Origin of the sequence: Streptococcus oralis ATCC 35037 (assembly GCF_900637025.1) — a bacterium.
Classification (GTDB): Bacteria; Bacillota; Bacilli; order Lactobacillales; family Streptococcaceae; genus Streptococcus; species Streptococcus oralis.
The window spans coordinates 343,032-362,361 of record NZ_LR134336.1; the positions used below are offsets into that span (position 1 = coordinate 343,032).

General features: G+C 42.8%; 23 protein-coding genes. 15 read left to right on the forward strand and 8 right to left on the reverse strand.

Going from position 1 to position 19,330, the window contains the following annotated elements; translation table 11 throughout:
- Nucleotides 1-69 precede the first annotated feature (69 nt).
- The 14 genes from EL140_RS01735 (at nucleotide 70) to EL140_RS01800 (ending at nucleotide 11,485) form a co-directional block, all read left to right on the forward strand.
- The gene (locus EL140_RS01735; RefSeq protein ID WP_001015588.1) at nucleotides 70-855 is read left to right on the forward strand and encodes an enoyl-CoA hydratase; all 786 of its coding nucleotides are present in this window, start codon (nucleotides 70-72) and stop codon (nucleotides 853-855) included.
- Nucleotides 856-945: 90 nt separating this feature from the next.
- Nucleotides 946-1,380 (forward strand): fatty acid biosynthesis transcriptional regulator FabT, encoded by a 435-nt coding sequence (gene fabT, locus EL140_RS01740; RefSeq protein ID WP_000386335.1) that lies wholly within the window; start codon nucleotides 946-948, stop codon nucleotides 1,378-1,380.
- Entirely contained in the window at nucleotides 1,380-2,354 is a 975-nt protein-coding gene (locus tag EL140_RS01745; RefSeq protein WP_000852970.1) for a beta-ketoacyl-ACP synthase III, read from the forward strand. Before fabT ends, EL140_RS01745 begins: the two co-directional genes overlap by 1 nt.
- Nucleotides 2,355-2,411: 57 nt before the next feature.
- The gene (locus EL140_RS01750; RefSeq protein WP_000257840.1) at nucleotides 2,412-2,636 is read left to right on the forward strand and encodes an acyl carrier protein; all 225 of its coding nucleotides are present in this window, start codon (nucleotides 2,412-2,414) and stop codon (nucleotides 2,634-2,636) included.
- Between the two features lie 117 nt (nucleotides 2,637-2,753).
- Nucleotides 2,754-3,728 (forward strand): enoyl-[acyl-carrier-protein] reductase FabK, encoded by a 975-nt coding sequence (gene fabK / locus EL140_RS01755; protein ID WP_000857452.1) that lies wholly within the window; start codon nucleotides 2,754-2,756, stop codon nucleotides 3,726-3,728.
- Entirely contained in the window at nucleotides 3,721-4,641 is a 921-nt protein-coding gene (gene fabD / locus EL140_RS01760; protein WP_000167652.1) for an ACP S-malonyltransferase, read from the forward strand. Before fabK ends, fabD begins: the two co-directional genes overlap by 8 nt.
- A gap of 45 nt (nucleotides 4,642-4,686) precedes the next feature.
- Nucleotides 4,687-5,418 (forward strand): 3-oxoacyl-[acyl-carrier-protein] reductase, encoded by a 732-nt coding sequence (gene fabG / locus EL140_RS01765; protein ID WP_001177608.1) that lies wholly within the window; start codon nucleotides 4,687-4,689, stop codon nucleotides 5,416-5,418.
- A gap of 28 nt (nucleotides 5,419-5,446) precedes the next feature.
- A complete protein-coding gene (gene fabF, locus EL140_RS01770) occupies nucleotides 5,447-6,682 on the forward strand; it encodes a beta-ketoacyl-ACP synthase II (protein WP_000774053.1) in 1,236 nt (411 codons plus the stop codon).
- A gap of 2 nt (nucleotides 6,683-6,684) precedes the next feature.
- On the forward strand, nucleotides 6,685-7,173 hold the full coding sequence (gene accB, locus EL140_RS01775) for an acetyl-CoA carboxylase biotin carboxyl carrier protein (protein ID WP_001052300.1): 489 nt from the start codon (nucleotides 6,685-6,687) through the stop codon (nucleotides 7,171-7,173).
- Complete coding sequence (gene fabZ / locus EL140_RS01780; protein ID WP_000565515.1) at nucleotides 7,170-7,592, forward strand: 3-hydroxyacyl-ACP dehydratase FabZ; 423 nt, start codon at nucleotides 7,170-7,172, stop codon at nucleotides 7,590-7,592. The genes accB and fabZ overlap by 4 nt, the downstream gene beginning before the upstream one ends.
- Before the next feature lie 11 nt (nucleotides 7,593-7,603).
- On the forward strand, nucleotides 7,604-8,971 hold the full coding sequence (gene accC, locus EL140_RS01785) for an acetyl-CoA carboxylase biotin carboxylase subunit (protein WP_000488663.1): 1,368 nt from the start codon (nucleotides 7,604-7,606) through the stop codon (nucleotides 8,969-8,971).
- 35 nt (nucleotides 8,972-9,006) lie between these two features.
- Nucleotides 9,007-9,873 carry an acetyl-CoA carboxylase, carboxyltransferase subunit beta gene (gene accD / locus EL140_RS01790; protein WP_001173381.1) on the forward strand — a complete coding sequence of 289 codons (867 nt, stop codon included), beginning with the start codon at nucleotides 9,007-9,009 and terminating at the stop codon, nucleotides 9,871-9,873.
- On the forward strand, nucleotides 9,870-10,637 hold the full coding sequence (locus EL140_RS01795) for an acetyl-CoA carboxylase carboxyl transferase subunit alpha (RefSeq protein WP_001017381.1): 768 nt from the start codon (nucleotides 9,870-9,872) through the stop codon (nucleotides 10,635-10,637). The genes accD and EL140_RS01795 overlap by 4 nt, the downstream gene beginning before the upstream one ends.
- Before the next feature lie 146 nt (nucleotides 10,638-10,783).
- Nucleotides 10,784-11,485, forward strand: coding sequence for a CPBP family intramembrane glutamic endopeptidase (locus EL140_RS01800; RefSeq protein ID WP_000750959.1), 702 nt, complete (start codon nucleotides 10,784-10,786; stop codon nucleotides 11,483-11,485).
- A 47-nt stretch (nucleotides 11,486-11,532) separates the two neighbouring features.
- On the opposite strand, the gene nusB is transcribed toward EL140_RS01800, so the two are convergent.
- From nusB to gatC, 8 genes are all read right to left on the reverse strand, one after another.
- On the reverse strand, nucleotides 11,533-11,955 hold the full coding sequence (gene nusB / locus EL140_RS01805; protein WP_000203659.1) for a transcription antitermination factor NusB: 423 nt from the start codon (nucleotides 11,953-11,955) through the stop codon (nucleotides 11,533-11,535).
- Nucleotides 11,948-12,337: an Asp23/Gls24 family envelope stress response protein gene (locus tag EL140_RS01810; protein WP_000510584.1), complete on the reverse strand. Its 390-nt coding sequence runs from the start codon at nucleotides 12,335-12,337 to the stop codon at nucleotides 11,948-11,950. The genes nusB and EL140_RS01810 overlap by 8 nt, the downstream gene beginning before the upstream one ends.
- 21 nt (nucleotides 12,338-12,358) lie before the next feature.
- Nucleotides 12,359-12,919 carry an elongation factor P gene (gene efp / locus EL140_RS01815; protein WP_000568640.1) on the reverse strand — a complete coding sequence of 187 codons (561 nt, stop codon included), beginning with the start codon at nucleotides 12,917-12,919 and terminating at the stop codon, nucleotides 12,359-12,361.
- An 81-nt stretch (nucleotides 12,920-13,000) separates the two neighbouring features.
- Nucleotides 13,001-14,128 (reverse strand): SPFH domain-containing protein, encoded by a 1,128-nt coding sequence (locus EL140_RS01820; RefSeq protein ID WP_000505812.1) that lies wholly within the window; start codon nucleotides 14,126-14,128, stop codon nucleotides 13,001-13,003.
- Nucleotides 14,129-14,136: 8 nt separating this feature from the next.
- Entirely contained in the window at nucleotides 14,137-15,093 is a 957-nt protein-coding gene (locus EL140_RS01825; RefSeq protein ID WP_000715070.1) for a zinc-ribbon domain-containing transport protein, read from the reverse strand.
- Nucleotides 15,094-15,166: 73 nt separating this feature from the next.
- On the reverse strand, nucleotides 15,167-16,612 hold the full coding sequence (gatB, locus tag EL140_RS01830) for an Asp-tRNA(Asn)/Glu-tRNA(Gln) amidotransferase subunit GatB (RefSeq protein WP_001008657.1): 1,446 nt from the start codon (nucleotides 16,610-16,612) through the stop codon (nucleotides 15,167-15,169).
- On the reverse strand, nucleotides 16,612-18,078 hold the full coding sequence (gene gatA, locus EL140_RS01835) for an Asp-tRNA(Asn)/Glu-tRNA(Gln) amidotransferase subunit GatA (protein ID WP_000143697.1): 1,467 nt from the start codon (nucleotides 18,076-18,078) through the stop codon (nucleotides 16,612-16,614). Before gatA ends, gatB begins: the two co-directional genes overlap by 1 nt.
- Nucleotides 18,078-18,380: an Asp-tRNA(Asn)/Glu-tRNA(Gln) amidotransferase subunit GatC gene (gene gatC / locus EL140_RS01840; RefSeq protein ID WP_000705412.1), complete on the reverse strand. Its 303-nt coding sequence runs from the start codon at nucleotides 18,378-18,380 to the stop codon at nucleotides 18,078-18,080. Before gatC ends, gatA begins: the two co-directional genes overlap by 1 nt.
- 165 nt (nucleotides 18,381-18,545) lie before the next feature.
- Between gatC and EL140_RS01845 the strand changes: the two genes are divergently transcribed.
- A complete protein-coding gene (locus EL140_RS01845) occupies nucleotides 18,546-19,238 on the forward strand; it encodes a YwaF family protein (RefSeq protein ID WP_000468950.1) in 693 nt (230 codons plus the stop codon).
- The last annotated feature ends 92 nt before the right edge of the window (nucleotides 19,239-19,330 follow it).

The window sequence follows — 19,330 nt, forward strand, 5'->3', positions numbered from 1 at the left end:
TTTATCCAAAAAAAGGTATACTTTGATGATAAAACAATTTCATCGCCTTATAAAAGAAAAGGAGAAGCTATGAATCATATCTTATATCAGATCGTAGATGATCTGGCTATCATTACTTTGAATCGTCCCGAAGTGGCAAATGGTTTTCATATCCCAATGTGTGAGGAAATTTTAGAAGCTTTGACTCTAGCGGAGCAGGATCAAGCTGTGCAGTTCATCTTGATTAATGCGAATGGGAAGGTCTTTTCAGTTGGAGGAGACTTGGTTGAGATGAAACGCGCAGTAGATGAAGATGATATCCCTTCTTTGAATAAGATTGCAGAATTAGTCAATACAATTTCTTTTAAAATCAAGCAAATTCCAAAACCTGTTTTGATGGAAGTAGATGGAGCGGTTGCTGGTGCTGCAGCAAATATGGCAGTAGCAGTTGATTTCTGTTTAGCGACTGACAAGGCAAAATTCATTCAAGCCTTTGTTGGAGTTGGATTGGCGCCAGACGCTGGTGGGATTCATCTCTTGAGTCGTAGTATCGGGGTAACACGGGCTGCACAACTTGCTATGACAGGTGAAGCTTTGACTGCTGAAAAAGCGCTAGAATGGGGCGTGGTATACCGTGTTTGTGAAGTTGACAAATTAGAAAAAACAAGAGAACAAGTTCTGAAAAAATTAAGAAGAGGTTCAGCAAACTCATACGCAGCGATTAAAAAGTTAGTTTGGGAAAGTCAATTCAAGGATTGGCAGAATTATGCCGAATTAGAATTGAAACTACAAGAATCGTTATCTCTAACTGAAGATTTCAAAGAAGGGGTTCGAGCGCATTCTGAAAGAAGAAGACCAAAATTTACAGGAATGTGAAAAAATACTTGCACAATTTTTTGAAGTTTGTTATACTTCTTTTATCAAATGTTTTGATTGTAAAAGTTTTTTGAGGGGGAGGGAAAAAGTTTGGACTACCAACAAGTAAATGATTATCTAACATCTATTTTTAATAACGTCCTTGTGATTGAGGAGGTTAGCTTACGAGGTAGTCGATTCAAAGACATCTCCATCAAAGAAATGCACACGATCGATGTGATTGGGAAGTTCCCGGAGGCAACGCCAAGTAAGGTTTCCAAAGAACTGATGGTAACTCTTGGAACAGTGACGACGAGTTTGAATAACCTGGAGAGAAAAGGTTATATTGAGCGTATTCGTTCTGACCAAGACCGTCGAGTGGTCTATCTGCATTTGACAAAGAAAGGTCGTTTGGTTCACCGCCTTCATAAACGATTCCACAAGGCTATGGTCGAAAAAATCATCGATGGCATGAGCCCTGAGGAAAAAGAAGTCATGGGCAGAGGCTTAACGAACCTTTATCAATTTTTGGAGGATTTGAAATAATGGCTTTTGCAAAGATAAGCCAGGTTGCTCATTATGTTCCAGAGCAAGTGGTCACTAATCATGACTTAGCCCAAATCATGGACACAAGCGATGAGTGGATTTCAAGTCGGACAGGAATTAAACAGAGACATATTTCAAAAACAGAGTCTACAAGTGACTTGGCGACAGAAGTAGCTAAGAGCTTGTTGGCTAAAGGGAGCTTAACAGCGGATCAGATTGATTTTATCATTGTAGCGACGATTACCCCAGACTCGATGATGCCTTCCACAGCAGCTCGAGTTCAGGCAAATATCGGAGCGCATAGAGCTTTCGCCTTTGATCTGACAGCAGCTTGCAGTGGCTTTGTATTCGCTCTCTCAACTGCAGAAAAGTTTTTAAGTTCTGGACAGTTCAAAAAAGGGATTGTTATCGGGGCTGAAACCTTATCCAAAGCAGTTGATTGGTCAGATCGTTCGACAGCTGTTCTCTTTGGGGATGGTGCTGGAGGGGTTCTCTTGGAAGCGAGCGAAACACGTCACTTCCTTGTGGAAAGTCTCTATACGGATGGCTCTCGGAGCGAGTGTTTGACCTATGGTCAAACGGCTTTGGCTTCTCCTTTCTCGGATCAAGAAGCAGTTCCTGCTTTTTTGAAGATGGATGGACGAGCAGTTTTTGATTTTGCAAATCGTGATGTTGCTAGATCGATCAAAGAAACCATTGAAAATGGTCCAATCGCAGCATCAGAATTGGATTATCTATTGCTTCATCAGGCAAATATCCGCATTTTGGATAAGATGGCTAAGAAGATCGGCGTAGACCGAGACAAGCTTCCTGCCAATATGATGGAGTATGGAAATACCAGTGCAGCAAGTATCCCGATTTTGCTCTCAGAGTGTGTGGAAAATGGCATGATTCGTTTAGATGGTAGCCAGACGATTCTCCTATCAGGCTTCGGTGGAGGTTTGACATGGGGCACACTCATTCTTACAATCTAGGTAATCATGTGGTAAACACATAGTTATAAATTTTTTATATTTTAAAGGAGTCCTATCATGGCAGTATTTGAAAAAGTACAAGAAATTATCGTTGAAGAACTTGGGAAAGACGCATCAGAAGTAACACTTGAATCTACTTTTGATGATTTGGATGCAGATTCATTGGACTTGTTCCAAGTAATCTCTGAAATCGAAGATGCTTTCGATATCCAAATCGAAGCAGAAGATAACTTGAAAACAGTTGGTGACTTGGTTGCCTACGTTGAAGAGCAAACAAAATAATTAACATATTACTAGAAGGAGTAGGGGAAACCCACTCCCTCTTGTTTAGGTAATAGTTTGAAACTCAAATGATAAACTCATCGAACTATTACGTAAGCAAGGAATGATGGAGGCACTATGAAAACACGTATTACAGAATTATTGAACATTGATTATCCTATTTTTCAAGGAGGAATGGCCTGGGTTGCGGATGGTGACTTGGCTGGTGCAGTATCAAAAGCTGGTGGTCTAGGGATCATCGGTGGTGGGAATGCACCTAAAGAGGTCGTAAAGGCTAATATCGATAAAATCAAATCACTTACGGACAAACCTTTTGGTGTCAACATCATGCTCTTGTCACCTTTTGTAGAAGACATCGTTGATCTCGTGATTGAAGAAGGGGTCAAGGTGGTGACAACTGGTGCAGGAAATCCAAGTAAATACATGACTCGTTTCCATGATGCAGGAATTACAGTTATTCCCGTTGTTCCAAGTGTTGCTTTGGCAAAACGCATGGAAAAAATTGGTGCAGATGCAGTTATTGCAGAAGGAATGGAAGCCGGTGGACATATTGGTAAATTAACGACGATGACCTTGGTTCGCCAAGTTGCTGCAGCTGTTTCAATTCCAGTTATCGCAGCTGGAGGAATTGCGGATGGTGAAGGTGTCGCTGCAGGCTTTATGCTTGGTGCTGAGGCCGTTCAAGTTGGTACGCGTTTCGTGGTAGCTAAGGAATCTAACGCCCATCCAAAATACAAGGAAAAAATCTTAAAAGCGCGTGATATTGATACGACTATTTCAGCTCAACACTTTGGTCATGCTGTTCGTGCCATTAAAAACCAGTTGACACGTGACTTTGAGCAGGCTGAAAAAGATGCCTTTAAACAAGAAAATCCAGATTTAGAAATCTTTGAACAAATGGGAGCTGGTGCTCTTGCTAAAGCCGTTGTTCATGGAGATGTAGAAGGTGGATCTGTCATGGCAGGTCAGATCGCTGGTTTGGTTTCTAAAGAGGAAACTGTCGAAGAAATCCTAAAAGATCTATATTATGGCGCAGCCAAAAAAATTCAAGAAGAAGCCTCTCGTTGGGCAGGAGTTGTAAGAAATGACTAAAACAGCCTTTCTATTTGCGGGTCAAGGTGCTCAGTATCTAGGGATGGGGCGTGATCTCTATGATCGCTACCCTATCGTCAAGGAAACAATTGACCAAGCCAGTCAGGTTTTGGGCTATGACCTTCGTGACTTGATTGATAAGGAAGAAACCAAGTTAAACCAGACTCGCTATACGCAGCCAGCTATTTTAGCGACTTCGGTTGCTATTTACCGACTATTGAAAGAAAAGGGTTATCAGCCAGATATGGTAGCAGGATTGTCTCTTGGGGAATATTCTGCTCTTGTAGCAAGTGGTGCCTTGGACTTCGAGGATGCAGTTGCCTTGGTTGCTAAGCGTGGTGCTTATATGCAAGAAGCTGCACCTGCAGGCTCTGGAAAGATGGTTGCCGTTCTTAATACTCCAGTTGAAGTGATTGAGGAAGCTTGTGAAACAGCCTCTAAAGTTGGAGTAGTGACTCCAGCTAACTACAACACCCCAAGCCAAATCGTTATCGGTGGTGAGGTGGCTGCGGTTGACCGCGCAGTTGAACTCTTGCAGGAAGTAGGAGCAAAACGACTGATTCCTTTAAATGTATCTGGTCCTTTCCATACAGCTCTGCTTGAGCCAGCCAGTCAGCAACTAGCTGGAGCTCTTGAAGGAGTGAATTTCTCTGACTTTACCTGCCCACTAGTCGGAAATACGGAAGCTGCTGTTATGGAAAAAGGTCGAATCCAAGAGCTTTTGACGCGTCAGGTCAAAGAACCTGTTCGTTTTTATGAAAGTATTGCTGTGATGCAGGATGCTGGGGTAACCAACTTTATTGAAATTGGTCCGGGTAAGGTCCTATCAGGCTTTGTCAAAAAAATCGATAAAACAGCTCAGCTAGCTAACGTTGAAGACCAAGCAAGCTTGGATGCTTTGTTAGGAAACTAATGGTCCCTTCTCCCACAAAATACAACAGGAAATAGGAGAAATAGAATGCAACTTACAAACAAAAATGTCTTTGTAACAGGTTCAAGTCGTGGTATCGGACTTGCCATTGCTCACAAATTTGCTCAACTAGGCGCTAATGTAGTTTTGAATGGTCGTGGAGCAATCTCAGAAGAATTGCTGGCTGAGTTTTCAAACTACGGTGTCAAAGTAGTACCGATCTCAGGTGATGTTTCAGACTTTGCAGATGCCAAGCGTATGGTAGATCAAGCAATTGCAGAACTCGGTTCTGTCGATGTCTTGGTCAACAATGCTGGGATTACTCAGGATACTCTCATGCTTAAGATGACCGAGGAAGACTTTGAAAAAGTGATTAAGATCAACTTGACAGGTGCCTTTAACATGACTCAAGCAGTCTTGAAACAGATGATCAAGTCACGTGAAGGTGCGATTATCAATATGTCCAGTGTGGTCGGTTTGATGGGAAATATCGGACAAGCCAACTATGCGGCTTCTAAAGCGGGTTTGATTGGGTTTACCAAGTCAGTAGCACGTGAAGTTGCCAATCGTAATGTGCGCGTAAATGCTCTTGCACCAGGAATGATCGAGTCAGATATGACAGCTGTTTTGTCTGATAAGGTCAAGGAAGCGACATTGGCACAAATCCCAATGAAACAGTTTGGTCAAGCAGAACATATCGCAGATGCTACAGTGTTCCTGGCCGGACAGGATTATTTGACGGGACAAGTTCTCGCTGTTGATGGCGGACTTAGCATGTAAAAAATAAGGAAAGATATAGGTAAGACAGATGAAACTAAATCGAGTTGTAGTAACAGGTTACGGATTGACCTCTCCTATCGGAAATACTCCAGAAGAATTTTGGAACAGTTTGCAAACTGGGAAGATTGGAATTGGAGAAATCACTAAGTTTGACCACAGTGAATTTGCTGTGCACAATGCGGCAGAAGTTCAAGATTTCCCATTTGATAAATACTTTGTTAAAAAAGATACCAACCGTTTTGACAACTATTCTTTGTATGCCTTGTATGCGGCTCAAGAAGCGGTGACAAATGCAAATCTTGATGTAGAAGCAATCGATAAAGATCGCTTTGGTGTTATCGTAGCTTCTGGTATTGGGGGAATTAAAGAAATCGAAGATCAGGTTATCCGTCTTCATGAAAAAGGTCCAAAACGCGTTAAACCAATGACACTTCCAAAAGCCTTGCCAAATATGGCTTCAGGAAATGTTGCCATGCGTTTCAGAGCAAACGGTATCTGTAAATCAATCAATACTGCCTGTGCCTCATCTAACGATGCCATTGGGGATGCCTTCCGCTCTATCAAGTTTGGTTTCCAAGATGTCATGTTAGTTGGTGGATCAGAATCATCTATCACTCCTTTTGCTATCGCTGGTTTCCAAGCATTGACTGCCCTATCAACTACAGAGGATCCAACTCGTGCTTCTATCCCATTTGACAAAGACCGTAATGGTTTTGTGATGGGAGAAGGTTCAGGAATGTTGGTTCTTGAAAGCCTTGAACATGCTGAAAAACGTGGTGCAACTATCTTAGCTGAAGTAGTTGGCTATGGTAATACCTGTGATGCTTACCATATGACTTCACCTCATCCAGAAGGTCAAGGTGCGATTAAGGCTATGAAATTGGCTTTGGAAGAAGCAGAAATTTCTCCAGAGCAAGTGGCTTACGTCAATGCCCACGGAACTTCAACTCCTGCTAATGAAAAAGGAGAAAGTGGTGCGATTGTAGCTGTCCTTGGTAAAGAAGTACCTGTATCTTCAACCAAGTCCTTTACAGGACACTTACTTGGTGCTGCAGGAGCAGTAGAAGCCATCGCTACCATCGAAGCCATGCGTCATAACTATGTACCAATGACAGCTGGAACAAGTGAGTTATCAGACTATATCGAAGCGAACGTCGTTTATGGACAAGGCTTGGAGCAAGAAATCCCTTATGCTATTTCAAACACTTTTGGTTTTGGTGGACACAATGCGGTTCTTGCTTTCAAACGTTGGGAGAATAAATAATTATGAATTTAAATGAGATCAAAGACTTGATGGCTCAATTTGACCAATCAAGTTTGAGAGAATTTTCTTATAAAAACGGAACGGACGAATTGCAGTTCAGTAAGAATGAAGCAAGAATGGCTTCTGAAGCACCAGCTCAAGTTGCTCCAGTGCCAACTGCAGTAGCTGCAAGTCCAGTAGTTTCTGCCCCTTCAGCTCCAGTAGAGAGTGCAGTGGAAGAAGCTCCAGCACCAGCTGAAACGACGGTTGCTCCAGAGGGTGATGTCGTTGAGAGCCCACTTGTAGGGGTGGCTTATTTGGCTGCTGGACCAGATAAACCTGCCTTTGTCACAGTTGGAGACAGTGTTAAAAAAGGTCAGACTTTGGTGATCATTGAAGCCATGAAAGTCATGAATGAAATTCCTGCACCTAAGGATGGTGTGGTGACAGAAATTCTCGTTTCAAATGAAGAAATGGTTGAGTTCGGTAAAGGATTGGTACGTATCAAATGATCGATATTCAAGGAATCAAAGAAGCTCTACCCCATCGCTACCCTATGCTCCTAGTGGATCGTGTCTTGGAAGTGAGCGAGGATACCATTGTTGCCATTAAAAATGTGACCATCAACGAACCTTTCTTCAATGGTCATTTTCCTCAATACCCAGTTATGCCAGGTGTTCTTATCATGGAAGCCTTGGCTCAGACTGCTGGTGTCTTGGAATTGTCCAAACCTGAAAATAAAGGGAAACTGGTCTTCTACGCTGGCATGGACAAGGTTAAGTTCAAGAAGCAAGTTGTACCAGGTGACCAATTAGTCATGACGGCTACTTTTGTTAAACGTCGTGGTACGATTGCTGTGGTTGAAGCAAAGGCTGAAGTAGATGGTAAGCTTGCAGCGAGTGGTACTCTTACCTTTGCAATTGGAAACTAAGGAGGTTCTCCATGTTTCGTAAAATTTTGATTGCCAACCGTGGTGAGATTGCGGTTCGCATTATTCGAGCTGCGCGTGAATTGGGCATTGCAACCGTAGCAGTTTATTCAACTGCTGATAAGGAAGCTCTTCATACACTCCTAGCGGATGAAGCTATCTGTATCGGACCTGGTAAGGCGACAGAATCTTATCTCAATATCAATGCGATTTTGTCTGCTGCAGTCTTGACAGAAGCAGAAGCCATCCACCCAGGTTTTGGTTTTCTTAGCGAAAACTCCAAGTTTGCCACGATGTGTGATGAAGTGGGGATTAAGTTTATCGGCCCTTCTGGGGCTGTAATGGATACCATGGGAGATAAGATCAATGCGCGTGAGCAAATGATCAAGGCTGGGGTTCCAGTTATCCCAGGATCTGATGGTGAAGTTCACACGGCTGAAGAGGCGCTTGCAGTTGCAGAAAAAATTGGCTATCCAGTCATGCTTAAGGCATCGGCAGGTGGTGGTGGAAAAGGGATTCGTAAGGTTGAAAAGGCAGAAGACTTGGTCGCAGCCTTTGAAACAGCATCCAGTGAAGCTAAGGCCAATTTTGGAAATGGCGCTATGTATCTTGAGCGTGTGATTTATCCAGCTCGCCATATTGAGGTTCAGATCCTTGCGGACCAAGAGGGTCATGTTGTCCATCTTGGTGAACGGGACTGTTCACTCCAACGGAATAACCAAAAGGTCTTAGAAGAAAGCCCATCCATTGCGATTGGCAAAACCCTTCGTCATGAAATTGGTGCTGCAGCCGTTCGTGCAGCAGAGTCTGTAGGCTACGAAAATGCAGGAACGATTGAATTTCTTCTCGATGAAGCGAGTGGCAATTTCTACTTCATGGAAATGAATACTCGTGTGCAAGTGGAGCACCCAGTCACAGAGTTTGTTTCAGGTGTTGATATCGTGAAGGAACAGATTCGCATTGCTGCCGGTCAACCTTTACCTTTCAAACAAGAAGATATCGTCCTACGAGGTCATGCTATCGAGTGCCGGATCAATGCGGAAAATCCAGCATTTAACTTTGCTCCAAGCCCAGGTAAAATTACCAATCTCTATCTACCAAGTGGTGGAGTTGGCTTGCGCGTGGACTCAGCAGTTTATCCAGGTTATACTATTCCCCCTTACTATGATAGTATGATTGCTAAAATCATTGTTCATGGGGAGAATCGTTTTGATGCTCTTATGAAGATGCAACGGGCACTTTATGAACTTGATATTGAAGGAGTGCAAACCAATGCAGACTTCCAGTTGGATCTGATTTCAGACCGCCGAGTTATCGCTGGTGACTACGATACTTCCTTCTTGATGGAAACTTTCTTGCCAAAATACCAAGAAAAAGAATAGACTTTCAAATAGTATGAGAACTAAAAGGGGGAGTTATGGCTCTATTTAGTAAAAAGGATAAGTATATTCGGATCAATCCTAACCGTTCCGTAAGGCAGAAACCACAAGCCAAGCCTGAGGTTCCGGATGAACTCTTCTCCCAGTGTCCTGGTTGTAAACACACCATTTATCAAAAGGATCTTGGGAGCGAACGAATTTGTCCCCATTGTAGCTATACTTTCCGTATTTCAGCTCAGGAACGCTTGGATTTGACGATTGATTCTGGTAGCTTTGTGGAGATGTTTACAGGTATTAAAACTCAAGATCCATTAAACTTTCCTGGCTACCAGAAAAAATTGGCTACTATGCGTGAAAAGACAGGTTTGGATGAAGCAGTACTGACTGGTACAGCTAGCATCAAGGGACAAAAAATTGCCCTTGGGATCATGGATTCAAACTTTATCATGGCGTCGATGGGAACCGTTGTGGGTGAAAAAATTACGCGCTTGTTTGAATATGCGACAGTTGAAAAATTGCCAGTTGTACTTTTTGCAGCTTCTGGCGGTGCCCGTATGCAAGAAGGAATCATGAGCTTGATGCAGATGGCTAAAATTTCTGCGGCAGTTCAACGCCATTCCAAGGCAGGACTTTTTTACCTAACTATTTTAACTGATCCGACAACAGGTGGGGTGACCGCTTCTTTTGCTATGGAAGGGGATATTATCCTAGCGGAGCCACAGAGTTTGGTTGGTTTTGCTGGGCGTCGTGTTATCGAAAATACAGTTCGTGAGACCTTGCCGGATGACTTCCAAAAGGCAGAATTTCTGCTTGAACATGGATTTGTTGATGCAATTGTCAAACGGAGAGAATTGCCTGAAACAATTGCTAAATTAGTGAGATTGCATGGAGGAAGTCGCGGATGAATATTGCAAAAATAGTCAGAGAGGCACGCGAGCAGAGTCGCTTGACCGCACTTGATTTTGCCAATGGAATCTTTGACGAGTTTATCGAATTGCATGGAGATCGCTCTTTCCGCGATGATGGTGCGGTTATCGGCGGAATTGGCTGGTTAGGTGAACAGGCAGTAACTGTCGTTGGTATCCAAAAGGGGAAGAGTCTTCATGACAACCTCAAACGAAATTTCGGCCAACCTCATCCAGAAGGCTATCGTAAGGCCTTGCGCTTGATGAAACAGGCAGAGAAATTTGGCCGTCCAGTTGTGACCTTTATCAATACGGCGGGTGCTTACCCAGGTGTTGGTGCCGAGGAACGTGGACAAGGTGAAGCAATCGCCCGAAACCTGATGGAAATGAGTGATCTCAAGGTTCCAATCATCGCGATTATTATCGGTGAAGGTGGATCTGGTGGGGCCCTAGCTCTAGCCGTAGCTAACCGTGTCTGGATGTTAGAAAACTCAATCTACGCCGTACTTAGCCCGGAAGGATTTGCCTCTATCCTTTGGAAGGATGGAAGTCGTGCTATGGAAGCAGCGGAATTGATGAAAATCACTTCGCATGAACTTCTAGAAATGGGAATCGTAGACAAGGTAATCTCAGAAGCAGGGCTGTCAAGTAAAGAACTGCTAAGTTGCGTTAAAAATGAATTGCGTGCAGAACTAGATAGGTTGCAAGAACTACCACTCGACCAACTTATCGAAGAACGTTACCAACGCTTTAGAAAATACTAAGAAAATTTAAAAGCTAGAACAATTTGTTCTAGCTATTTTGATAATAGAGCATGGATAAATATGAATACTCTAGATAAATAAGAAAATAATCAATGGTATATCCTCTATATTGCCCTAATAGAGAGTTTACCATTAGGAGAGAAAGAATGAAAAAGACAATACATTTAGGAATCTGTATGATTTTAATGTTCCTGTACATTTATTTAACGCCATTAGGGGCTATAACTCTAGCTAGGACCTTTGGTTTAGGAATGGACAGCTATATAATCTTCCTAGTTGGAGAAGTGTTACTTATTTTCTTTTTATTCGTTTTGTGGTTGAAAAAGAAGAAGATGCTCTTTATCTTCGAGAAAAAGGGTTGGCGCTGGTCTTATCTCGCTTTCTTAGTGGCTTGCTTTCTTATCTATTCTTTTTTAAATGGATTTAGAATGCAGAATATTCGATTGATTGACCATAGCTTTATTTTCCAAGACCTTCTTTCGGAACTTTACTTAAATGGGAGAGAAACGACTCTATCAAGTCTTATATTTTTAATCTTTAACATTTCGATTGTACCTGTTGTTGAGGAGACAATCTATAGGGGTTATTTTATGAATACCTTCTTTCCGAAGTCGGAGTTTTATTTGGATGTAATCTTGTCTTCTTTCATCTTCGGGCTTAGTCACTTGGTTCTATCCCATCGTGACCCCATCAGTCTCATCATTTATAGTATTCTTGGTCTTCTATTTGCAGTCGCTTATCGAGTTACGGGTAGTCTTCGATTTACCATTCTTTGTCATAGTTTCTATAATGTTATTCCCTATGCTCCGTCAATCTTATTTTATATTTATTATTTGATTTTTAGATAGTAGGAGGCAAAAAAAGTGTTTGATATTTGTCAAACACTTTTTTCTATTTACTGTTCTTCTGTTACAAACTGACTGAGTAGTCCGTTGATAAAACGGGCAGATTTTTGATCTGAGAAGTCCTTTGCAAGCTCGATAGCTTCATTAACCGCAACCAGCTGTGGAGTGTCAAATGAAGTGATTTCAAAGACTCCCAAGCGAAGGAGGTTTCTCTCCACGAGTGTTAAACGCTCGATGGTCCAACCTGCTTTTAAATGCTGTGTGATTTGCTTGTCTAGTTCTTCCTTTTTAGCCTGAACACCAGAAACTAGCTCTGTCAAAAAGGCTGGAAGTTGCACATCCGTATCTTCACGATCATGAGTATAGGCGAAACGACAAGCAGTTTCGACATCCGTACCGAATTCAAGGCTCATGAGAGCTTGAAAAGCGCATTTACGGAGTTGGCGTCTAGATTCTAATAGTGGACTAGTCATTGAGGAAGTCCTCGTCAAATAGATCTTTCAATTCTGGTTTTGGTGTTTTATCTGGAACGATACCTGCAACGTGAATATTGATAGCAGCGAGTTCTACATCAGCCATATTGCGGACGGCATCTTTAACAGCTTTCTGGATAGCAACAGCTACCTTAGGAACTTTTACTCCGTACTCAAGGTAGAGGTAGATATCAGCTGTGAGTTCTTCATCCACGTTTTTTAGATAAACGCCACGGCCAAGAGAAAGTTTTGAAAGGGTGTCAGATACTGATTTATTTGAAAAAGAGTGTACACCCTCTACTTTTGCAGTAGCAATAGCAATGATTTTTTCAAGTACACGTGGGGCGATAACGATTTCGCCAAGTTGTTCTTCAATTCCCATAGAATGACCTCTTTCTAGAGATTAGGCACGAGAAACGTAAGTTCCTTCTGCAGTGTTGATAACGAGTTTTTGTCCTGCTTCGATGAAGTCTGGAACGTTTACGACAAGTCCAGTTTCCATCGTTGCTGGTTTACCAGAACCTGTAACAGTAGCACCTTTGATAGATGGTTGAGTTTCTGCAACTGTCAATTCGACAGTAGTAGGAACGGTAACACCAATCACTTCAGTTCCGTAGAATTGGATCTTCACATCAGAGTTTTCAAGGATGTAAAGCAATTCGTTTTCAACGTTGACTACAGGAATTTCGTATTGGTCGTAAGTTTCTGTGTTCATGAAGTAGGCTGTGTCATCCATTTTGTACAAGTATTGAGCTGGGACAGTCTCGATGATGGCTTGTTCAAATTTTTCCTCTGGACGGTAGCTTGTGTCAAATGTAGAACCAGTACGGACATCACGTAATTTCATACGCATGATTGTGTTTCCTTTACCTGGTTTGTGGTGACTAGCTTCCAAAACGCGGATCAATTTTCCGTCAGCTGTTTCAAAGGTCATACCAGCCTTTAATTTACTTGCTTCAATCATGTTTTTACCTCTTTAATAAAATAATTTACTCTTTATTGTACCATAAAAGACAACATTACTCAAATGTCAGAAGGAGCTTAATTAGTTGACTGGTACGATATTTCCATCTTCGTCTTTGGTAACGAGGACGTATTTTCCATCGACTTCGATGTAAAAATTCTTGCTGGCAGTTTGCCCAGTGTTTTGAGCCGGTGCTTGATTTTGAACTTGTTGGCTTAGTTGACCACCCAGAGTTTGGCCAAGATTCATGCCCATAAACATATTCATCCCATTGCCATTTCCTTCGTTGGAAGCTGCAGCAATGAGCGCTTCGTTGCGAGCACGGCGTTCTTCAATTTCAATCGTGTTGTACTTCATTGCCACGAGCTCACTATCAAGCTTGCGAACGATATCAAGACTTTCTTGGTCGTAGCTGAGGTCTTCAAGCAAGATATTGGTTGCTTCAATCCCGTAGAGGCCTGTCCAAACCTTGTTGACCTCTTGTTTAGCGAGTTCGTTAAAGGTGTCTTGGTTGGCATTGAGGCTATAGATATCAACCTTGTTTTCGTTGGTGTATTTGGCAATGGCAATCGCGATTTTCGGTGCGATATTTTGACGGAGCGTTCCTTGAGCTACATCTTGGAGAGTAAATGGCTGTCCGTCAGTAATTTGACGGCTAACAGAACTCACGTAGAAGAGGACTGGGTCTGCTATTTTTACATCAAACAAGCCATAGAAACGGATGTTAAGCAGTTGTTGGTAACGTTCGCTGAAGTATTCGACCGCATTTTGTGTGCCGAACTTATTGCCTGCAATAGGTTGCATGCGGATAAAGATAATTTCCTGTTGGGTGATGACTTGTCCACCAAAAGAGAAACGGTTTTTAAAGTTTTCCCAAGTGCCCTTTAAACCACCTTTTTCAAGGAGCCAGGCATTATCACCAGCTTGCCATTCGTGGCTACCAGCTTCGAGAACTTCACCAAGGAAGGTACCGTTGTTTACCAAAACAGCGCTATAGCCTTGGGGAACGATAACCACACTGCCATCCGACAAGAGTCCAGTATTTTGATTGCTGTGACGAGAACGTCCATCTGGGTCTTTTGTGAGTAATTGTCCCTTGATGGCCAAGGCGTCGCCAGAGACATTGTCTGGAAGGACGATGGCTTCCTTGAATTTACTATCATTAAAACTATTTAAGCCTGCTGATAAGGCTGCACGTATAAATCCCATAATTCCTCCTAATTATAAAGCTCGTCTTCATCCACAACATCATAGGTATCCAGTACCCATTGGTTTGGACTGCGAGAGAGATTGGCACCACAGTAGTCGCACTCGCTAACTGCAGAGATTTTCAATGGGGCGCCACAGTTTGGACAGTGGTCGCTCACAACTTGGTCTGGATTGACTGCTTGCGTTTGGCTACCGTGTTGACGGATAAAGTTCAATTGATACACGGTGAAGAGATCTTTTTTAGGATCTCCTTCAATGACACGGCGAGTCTCATCGTCAATGACATAGTCCCGCAAGGTAGACGATAGGATTACGACTAAGGTATCGTTTCCGTCAGGATTTTCAATGAACTCCTTGATGCGAACATTTTCGATACAAACTTTCTCTAAAACATTGGTTGTCTTAGCTCGGATGTGATCTTCTAATTGCGTGCTGTGCTGTGAATAGAGACTAGTACTTTCTAGCGCACGGACTGAATTCCAATTTTTCTCAGTCCAGGCAACCTGCAATTTAAGGTAGACTTCCTTAACCCAAGAAATGAAGGCATTAGCGTCAAAGTTTGGATCCCCATATTTTACACGACTAATGGCCAAAGTGTTATGTTCAATTCGTCGGTGGATTGGTTGATAGTTGGTATTACTGTGGCTTGTGCTTGAATTATTTGCTTTATTTTTTAAGGATTCAACGATAACCACTAAAACAATGGCACCCACAAATATTACCATAAATCCTAGATAGGGTGAGCTATCAGAACTACTAGAGGATGACCCGTATCCAGAGCGGTAGTAGTGATAAGATGAGCCACCAGAGCGACTTCCTCCTCCACTTGAACGACTACTACTTCTGGAGCTACTGCGACTGCTGCTACCACTTCTGGAATGTCCGACACCCGCATCAACGATTTGAGGCACGGATAGAAAAACAAGTAATAAACAGGTCATTAAAAGAGCGTAAAACTTTTTCATGTGTCTCCTAACTATATGATTGAAAAGGTAGTTTCTCTCTTGTTGAGTAGACTACTGGGTGACTAGTAGCGAATTACTCACTGTCTTTCAACTTGGCCAATTCCTGTGCAAGGAGTTTAAGGGCAACTTGTGGGTTGGCTTGTCCTTTGGTTGCCTTCATAAGGAATCCTGTGAAGGCCTTGTCTGCGTTGCGTTTGCCTGATTTGAAGTCGGCAACGGCAGCTTCGTTATCCGCAAAGACTTGGTGGATGATTGGAATCAAAACATCAGGATCTGAGATTTGGACCATACCTGCTTTTTCCACGTATTCACGCGCTCCACCGCCGTTTTTAGCTAGGTGGACAAAGACTTTCTTGGCAATCTTGGAAGAGATCGTGCCGTCTTCGATGATGGCAATCATTTCTACCAAGTTTTCTGGTGTTAATTCGATTTGTTCAAGTGTTTTGCCTTCAGCATTCAAGAACTGAGCAACTTCACCTTGGAGCCAGTTAGAGACTTGTTTGGCATCGCCACCGAGGGCAACAGCTTTTTCAAAGAAGTCAGAAGTGACTTTGTTTGCTGTCAACTGGCTAGCATCGTAGTCTGACAAGCCAAGGTCAGATACGTAGCGTGCACGGCGTTCTTTTGGAAACTCTGGCAATTCAGTGCGCATTTCCTCAATCCACTCATCTGAGATTTCAAAGAGTGGTAGGTCTGGTTCAGGGAAGTAGCGGTAATCTGCAGCACCTTCTTTGACACGCATGAGGATGGTTGCCTTGTTAGCTTCATCGTAACGGCGTGTTTCTTGGCGAATTTGACCACCTGAACGAAGGATTTCAGCCTGGCGTTGGACTTCGTATTCGAGACCTTTGCGAACATTTGAGAAGGAGTTGAGGTTCTTTAACTCAGTCTTGGTACCGAATTTCTCTTGACCATAAGGACGAAGGGAGATATTGGCATCCACACGCATAGAGCCTTCTTCCATCTTAACGTCAGAAATACCAGCGTACTGGATGACTTCCTTGAGGGCTGTTAGATAAGCATAGGCTTCTTCAGGAGAACGCATGTCCGCTTCAGATACAATCTCAATCAAAGGCACCCCTTGGCGGTTGAGGTCAACATAGGAGTAGCCATCTGTACCGTGGGTGTTTTTACCTGCATCTTCTTCTAAGTGAGCACGTTCGATACCGATTTTCTTAGTCGTACCATCTTCTAGTTCCACTTCGATCCAGCCGTTATAACCGATTGGCTCATCAAACTGAGAAATTTGGTAGGCTTTTGGATTATCAGGGTAGAAGTAGTTCTTGCGGTCAAAGTGCATCTTTTTGTGGATGTCCATGTTGAGGGCAAGAGCTGCCTTGATACCGGCATCGACAACCCCTTTATTGAGAACTGGCAGAACTCCTGGGAAGGACCAGTCAATCACGTTAGTGTTGGCATTTTGGTCATTTCCAAAGTGAGCAGAAGTTGGTGAGAAGATTTTTGAATTGGTGTTGAGCTCTACGTGGACTTCAAGTCCAATGACTGTTTCAAAGTTCATTAGTTATCACCTCCAAAAATCACAGGTTGTTGTTTGTGGTAGTCTGTTGTTGCTTCAAAGGCAGCAGCAGCTTGGTAAATGGTCTCCTCAGAGTATTTAGGACCGATCAATTGGAGACCGACTGGTAGACCTTGAGCAAATCCAGCAGGAATCGAAATTCCTGGGAGACCTGCTAAGTTGACTGGGATGGTCAAAAGGTCAGCTAAGTACATGGCAACTGGATCGTGGTTGAGTGAATCCAAGTCATAGGCAACGCTTGGAGCAGTTGGTCCTAGGATTAAATCGTAATCCGCAAAGACTTTTTCGAAATCTTGGATGATGAGGGTACGAACTTGTCCAGCCTTCTTGTAATAGGCATCATAGTAACCTGATGAAAGGCTAAATGTTCCAAGCATGATACGGCGTTTCACTTCTTCACCGAAACCTTGGCTACGGCTGTTTACATAGATTTCATCAAGGTTGCTTGCATCTTCTGCGCGGTAGCCATAACGGATACCGTCAAAGCGTTGTAAGTTTGATGAGGCCTCTGATGAAGCGATAATATAGTAAACGGCAACACCGTATTTAGAATGAGGAAGGCTAACTTCTTCGACGATGGCACCCAGTTTTTCAAAGTGTTTGGCTGCGTTAAGAATGGTTTCCTTAACCTCTGGGTCAATCCCTTCACCAAGGTATTCCTTAGGCAAAGCAATTTTCATGCCCTTGATGTCTTGGCCAATTTTTGAAGTAAAGTCGGCAATGCGGACAGGAGCAGAAGTAGAGTCTTTAGCATCTTCGCTGGCAATCGCATTAAGCAAGAGGGCATTTTCTTTAACAGTTGGTGCAAAAGGTCCAATCTGGTCTAATGAGCTACCGAAGGCAATGAGACCGAAACGAGAAACCGTTCCGTAGGTTGGTTTGAGACCAACAATCCCGTTGAAGGCAGCAGGTTGGCGGATGGAACCACCGGTATCAGAACCAAGTGACAAGCGGACTTGTCCTGAGGCTACGGCTGCGGCAGAACCACTTGATGAACCACCAGGAACCTTGGTCTGGTCCCAAGCATTTTTAGTCGCACCGTAGTGAGAAGTTTCACCGGATCCACCCATGGCAAATTCGTCCATGTTGGTCTTTCCGACGACAATCATACCCTTAGCTTTTGCATTGGCAACGGCTGTCGCATCAAAGATTGGCTCGTAGTTGTAAAGCATTTTTGAGGCTGCAGTTGTAAGGATACCGTCAGTAGAGATATTATCCTTAACAGCAAGTGGAATCCCTGAAAGAACATTGTCCGCATCGATTCCAGTTTCATCAATAGTTTTAGCTTGAGCAAGAGCCTGCTCTTCAGCGATAGTGACAAAAGCGTTGATAGCTGCCTCGCGAGACTTGATATCTTCAAGCGTGGCTTGTGTCAATTCAGTTGCAGAAATTTCCTTAGAGACAAGGAGATTGTGCAAGTCTTCAATAGTTTTGTTATTAAAAGTCATTAGGCATCTCCTCCATCATCTAGGATAGCTGGTACCTTGATATAGTAGTTTTCTTTTTCAGGTACGTTTTTAAACAAGCGGTCACGGTCTGTTCCTTCTTCGGCCACATCAGGGCGGAGTACGGTCTTGCGGTCAGCCATGGTTGTAGTAGGTGCGACACCAGTTGTGTCGACTTCGCCCAGCAATTCAACCATGTCAACAATTTTAGACAAGGTTGTCGCAAAGGCAGCAGTTTCTTCTTCAGAGAATTTTAATTTTGAAAGATTGGCAACGTGTGTTACCTCTTCTTGCGTAATTTTCATCTTGCATCCTTTCGTGAAATGATGATTTTTAGTCTGTTCTATTTTACCATAATTTCCTATAAATAAGGGAGCCAAACTGAAAAGAAATAGAAATTGAAAAATCGCTTTTAATTCGCTATAATGGTTAAACTAGAGAATAGAAAAAATAAGAGTTAGGATAGAAATATGTTCCATCAATTTATCACCAGATCTCAAACGGTTCCTCCTCCCATTTCCCTCTTTTGGTATGGGATTATGATGATCCTATTAGTGCTTTGTATTTATGGAGCACTTGTTTATCACAAAAATTCGAAATTTGTCCGCTTGTTTAAGGGGATTCAGATCCTCCAGTTGCTAGCCCTATATAGCTGGTATGTTGGTTTTGGAATTCCATTTTCTAATAGCCTTCCATTTTACCATTGCCGTTTGGCTATGTTTGCGGTGGTTTTCTTGCCAGATAAATGGCGGAGCAAGCAATATTTTGCCCTCTTAGGAGCAAGTGGAGCGGTCTTTGCCTTGGTTTACCCGGTTTTTGACCCCTATGATTTCCCCCATATCACCAGTTTTTCATTTTTGATTGGGCACTATGCCCTTCTAGTGAATTCCTTGATTTACTTGATGAATCACTATGACAAGACCTTGCTTAAGAAGTATATGATTGTAGCCTATACCTTTATTCTCAACCTCTTTTTAGTTGGGGTTAATCAGGTAACGGGTGGAAATTATGGTCTCTTAAGAGATACCCCGTTTATCTCGAATGCTCCTCTATGGATAAAGTACCTCCTTGTGTCGGTCATCCTTTCACTGGCTCTTGTTCTTTTTGATATCTTGTTTAAGAAACGGTGGAAAAAGAGAAATCAGGTGCAATCTGTGCTCTAGCTTGCCTTTTCATCAGATGAGCAATTGAAAAACTCCCCAAAATCCGCTATAATGGAGAGTTGAAAGGAATGGTAAAATCCAATGTAAACATC

What these genes read in the sequence shown, in the direction of transcription:
- EL140_RS01735 (WP_001015588.1), top strand. Translation starts at nt 70, where the DNA reads ATGAATCATATCTTATATCAGATCGTAGATGATCTGGCTATCATTACT.
- EL140_RS01745 (WP_000852970.1), top strand. Translation starts at nt 1,380, where the DNA reads ATGGCTTTTGCAAAGATAAGCCAGGTTGCTCATTATGTTCCAGAGCAA.
- EL140_RS01750 (WP_000257840.1), top strand. Translation starts at nt 2,412, where the DNA reads ATGGCAGTATTTGAAAAAGTACAAGAAATTATCGTTGAAGAACTTGGG.
- fabK (WP_000857452.1), top strand. Translation starts at nt 2,754, where the DNA reads ATGAAAACACGTATTACAGAATTATTGAACATTGATTATCCTATTTTT.
- fabD (WP_000167652.1), top strand. Translation starts at nt 3,721, where the DNA reads ATGACTAAAACAGCCTTTCTATTTGCGGGTCAAGGTGCTCAGTATCTA.
- fabG (WP_001177608.1), top strand. Translation starts at nt 4,687, where the DNA reads ATGCAACTTACAAACAAAAATGTCTTTGTAACAGGTTCAAGTCGTGGT.
- fabF (WP_000774053.1), top strand. Translation starts at nt 5,447, where the DNA reads ATGAAACTAAATCGAGTTGTAGTAACAGGTTACGGATTGACCTCTCCT.
- accB (WP_001052300.1), top strand. Translation starts at nt 6,685, where the DNA reads ATGAATTTAAATGAGATCAAAGACTTGATGGCTCAATTTGACCAATCA.
- fabZ (WP_000565515.1), top strand. Translation starts at nt 7,170, where the DNA reads ATGATCGATATTCAAGGAATCAAAGAAGCTCTACCCCATCGCTACCCT.
- accC (WP_000488663.1), top strand. Translation starts at nt 7,604, where the DNA reads ATGTTTCGTAAAATTTTGATTGCCAACCGTGGTGAGATTGCGGTTCGC.
- accD (WP_001173381.1), top strand. Translation starts at nt 9,007, where the DNA reads ATGGCTCTATTTAGTAAAAAGGATAAGTATATTCGGATCAATCCTAAC.
- EL140_RS01795 (WP_001017381.1), top strand. Translation starts at nt 9,870, where the DNA reads ATGAATATTGCAAAAATAGTCAGAGAGGCACGCGAGCAGAGTCGCTTG.
- EL140_RS01800 (WP_000750959.1), top strand. Translation starts at nt 10,784, where the DNA reads ATGAAAAAGACAATACATTTAGGAATCTGTATGATTTTAATGTTCCTG.
- nusB (WP_000203659.1), bottom strand. Translation starts at nt 11,955, where the DNA reads ATGACTAGTCCACTATTAGAATCTAGACGCCAACTCCGTAAATGCGCT.
- EL140_RS01810 (WP_000510584.1), bottom strand. Translation starts at nt 12,337, where the DNA reads ATGGGAATTGAAGAACAACTTGGCGAAATCGTTATCGCCCCACGTGTA.
- efp (WP_000568640.1), bottom strand. Translation starts at nt 12,919, where the DNA reads ATGATTGAAGCAAGTAAATTAAAGGCTGGTATGACCTTTGAAACAGCT.
- EL140_RS01820 (WP_000505812.1), bottom strand. Translation starts at nt 14,128, where the DNA reads ATGGGATTTATACGTGCAGCCTTATCAGCAGGCTTAAATAGTTTTAAT.
- EL140_RS01825 (WP_000715070.1), bottom strand. Translation starts at nt 15,093, where the DNA reads ATGAAAAAGTTTTACGCTCTTTTAATGACCTGTTTATTACTTGTTTTT.
- gatB (WP_001008657.1), bottom strand. Translation starts at nt 16,612, where the DNA reads ATGAACTTTGAAACAGTCATTGGACTTGAAGTCCACGTAGAGCTCAAC.
- gatA (WP_000143697.1), bottom strand. Translation starts at nt 18,078, where the DNA reads ATGACTTTTAATAACAAAACTATTGAAGACTTGCACAATCTCCTTGTC.
- gatC (WP_000705412.1), bottom strand. Translation starts at nt 18,380, where the DNA reads ATGAAAATTACGCAAGAAGAGGTAACACACGTTGCCAATCTTTCAAAA.
- EL140_RS01845 (WP_000468950.1), top strand. Translation starts at nt 18,546, where the DNA reads ATGTTCCATCAATTTATCACCAGATCTCAAACGGTTCCTCCTCCCATT.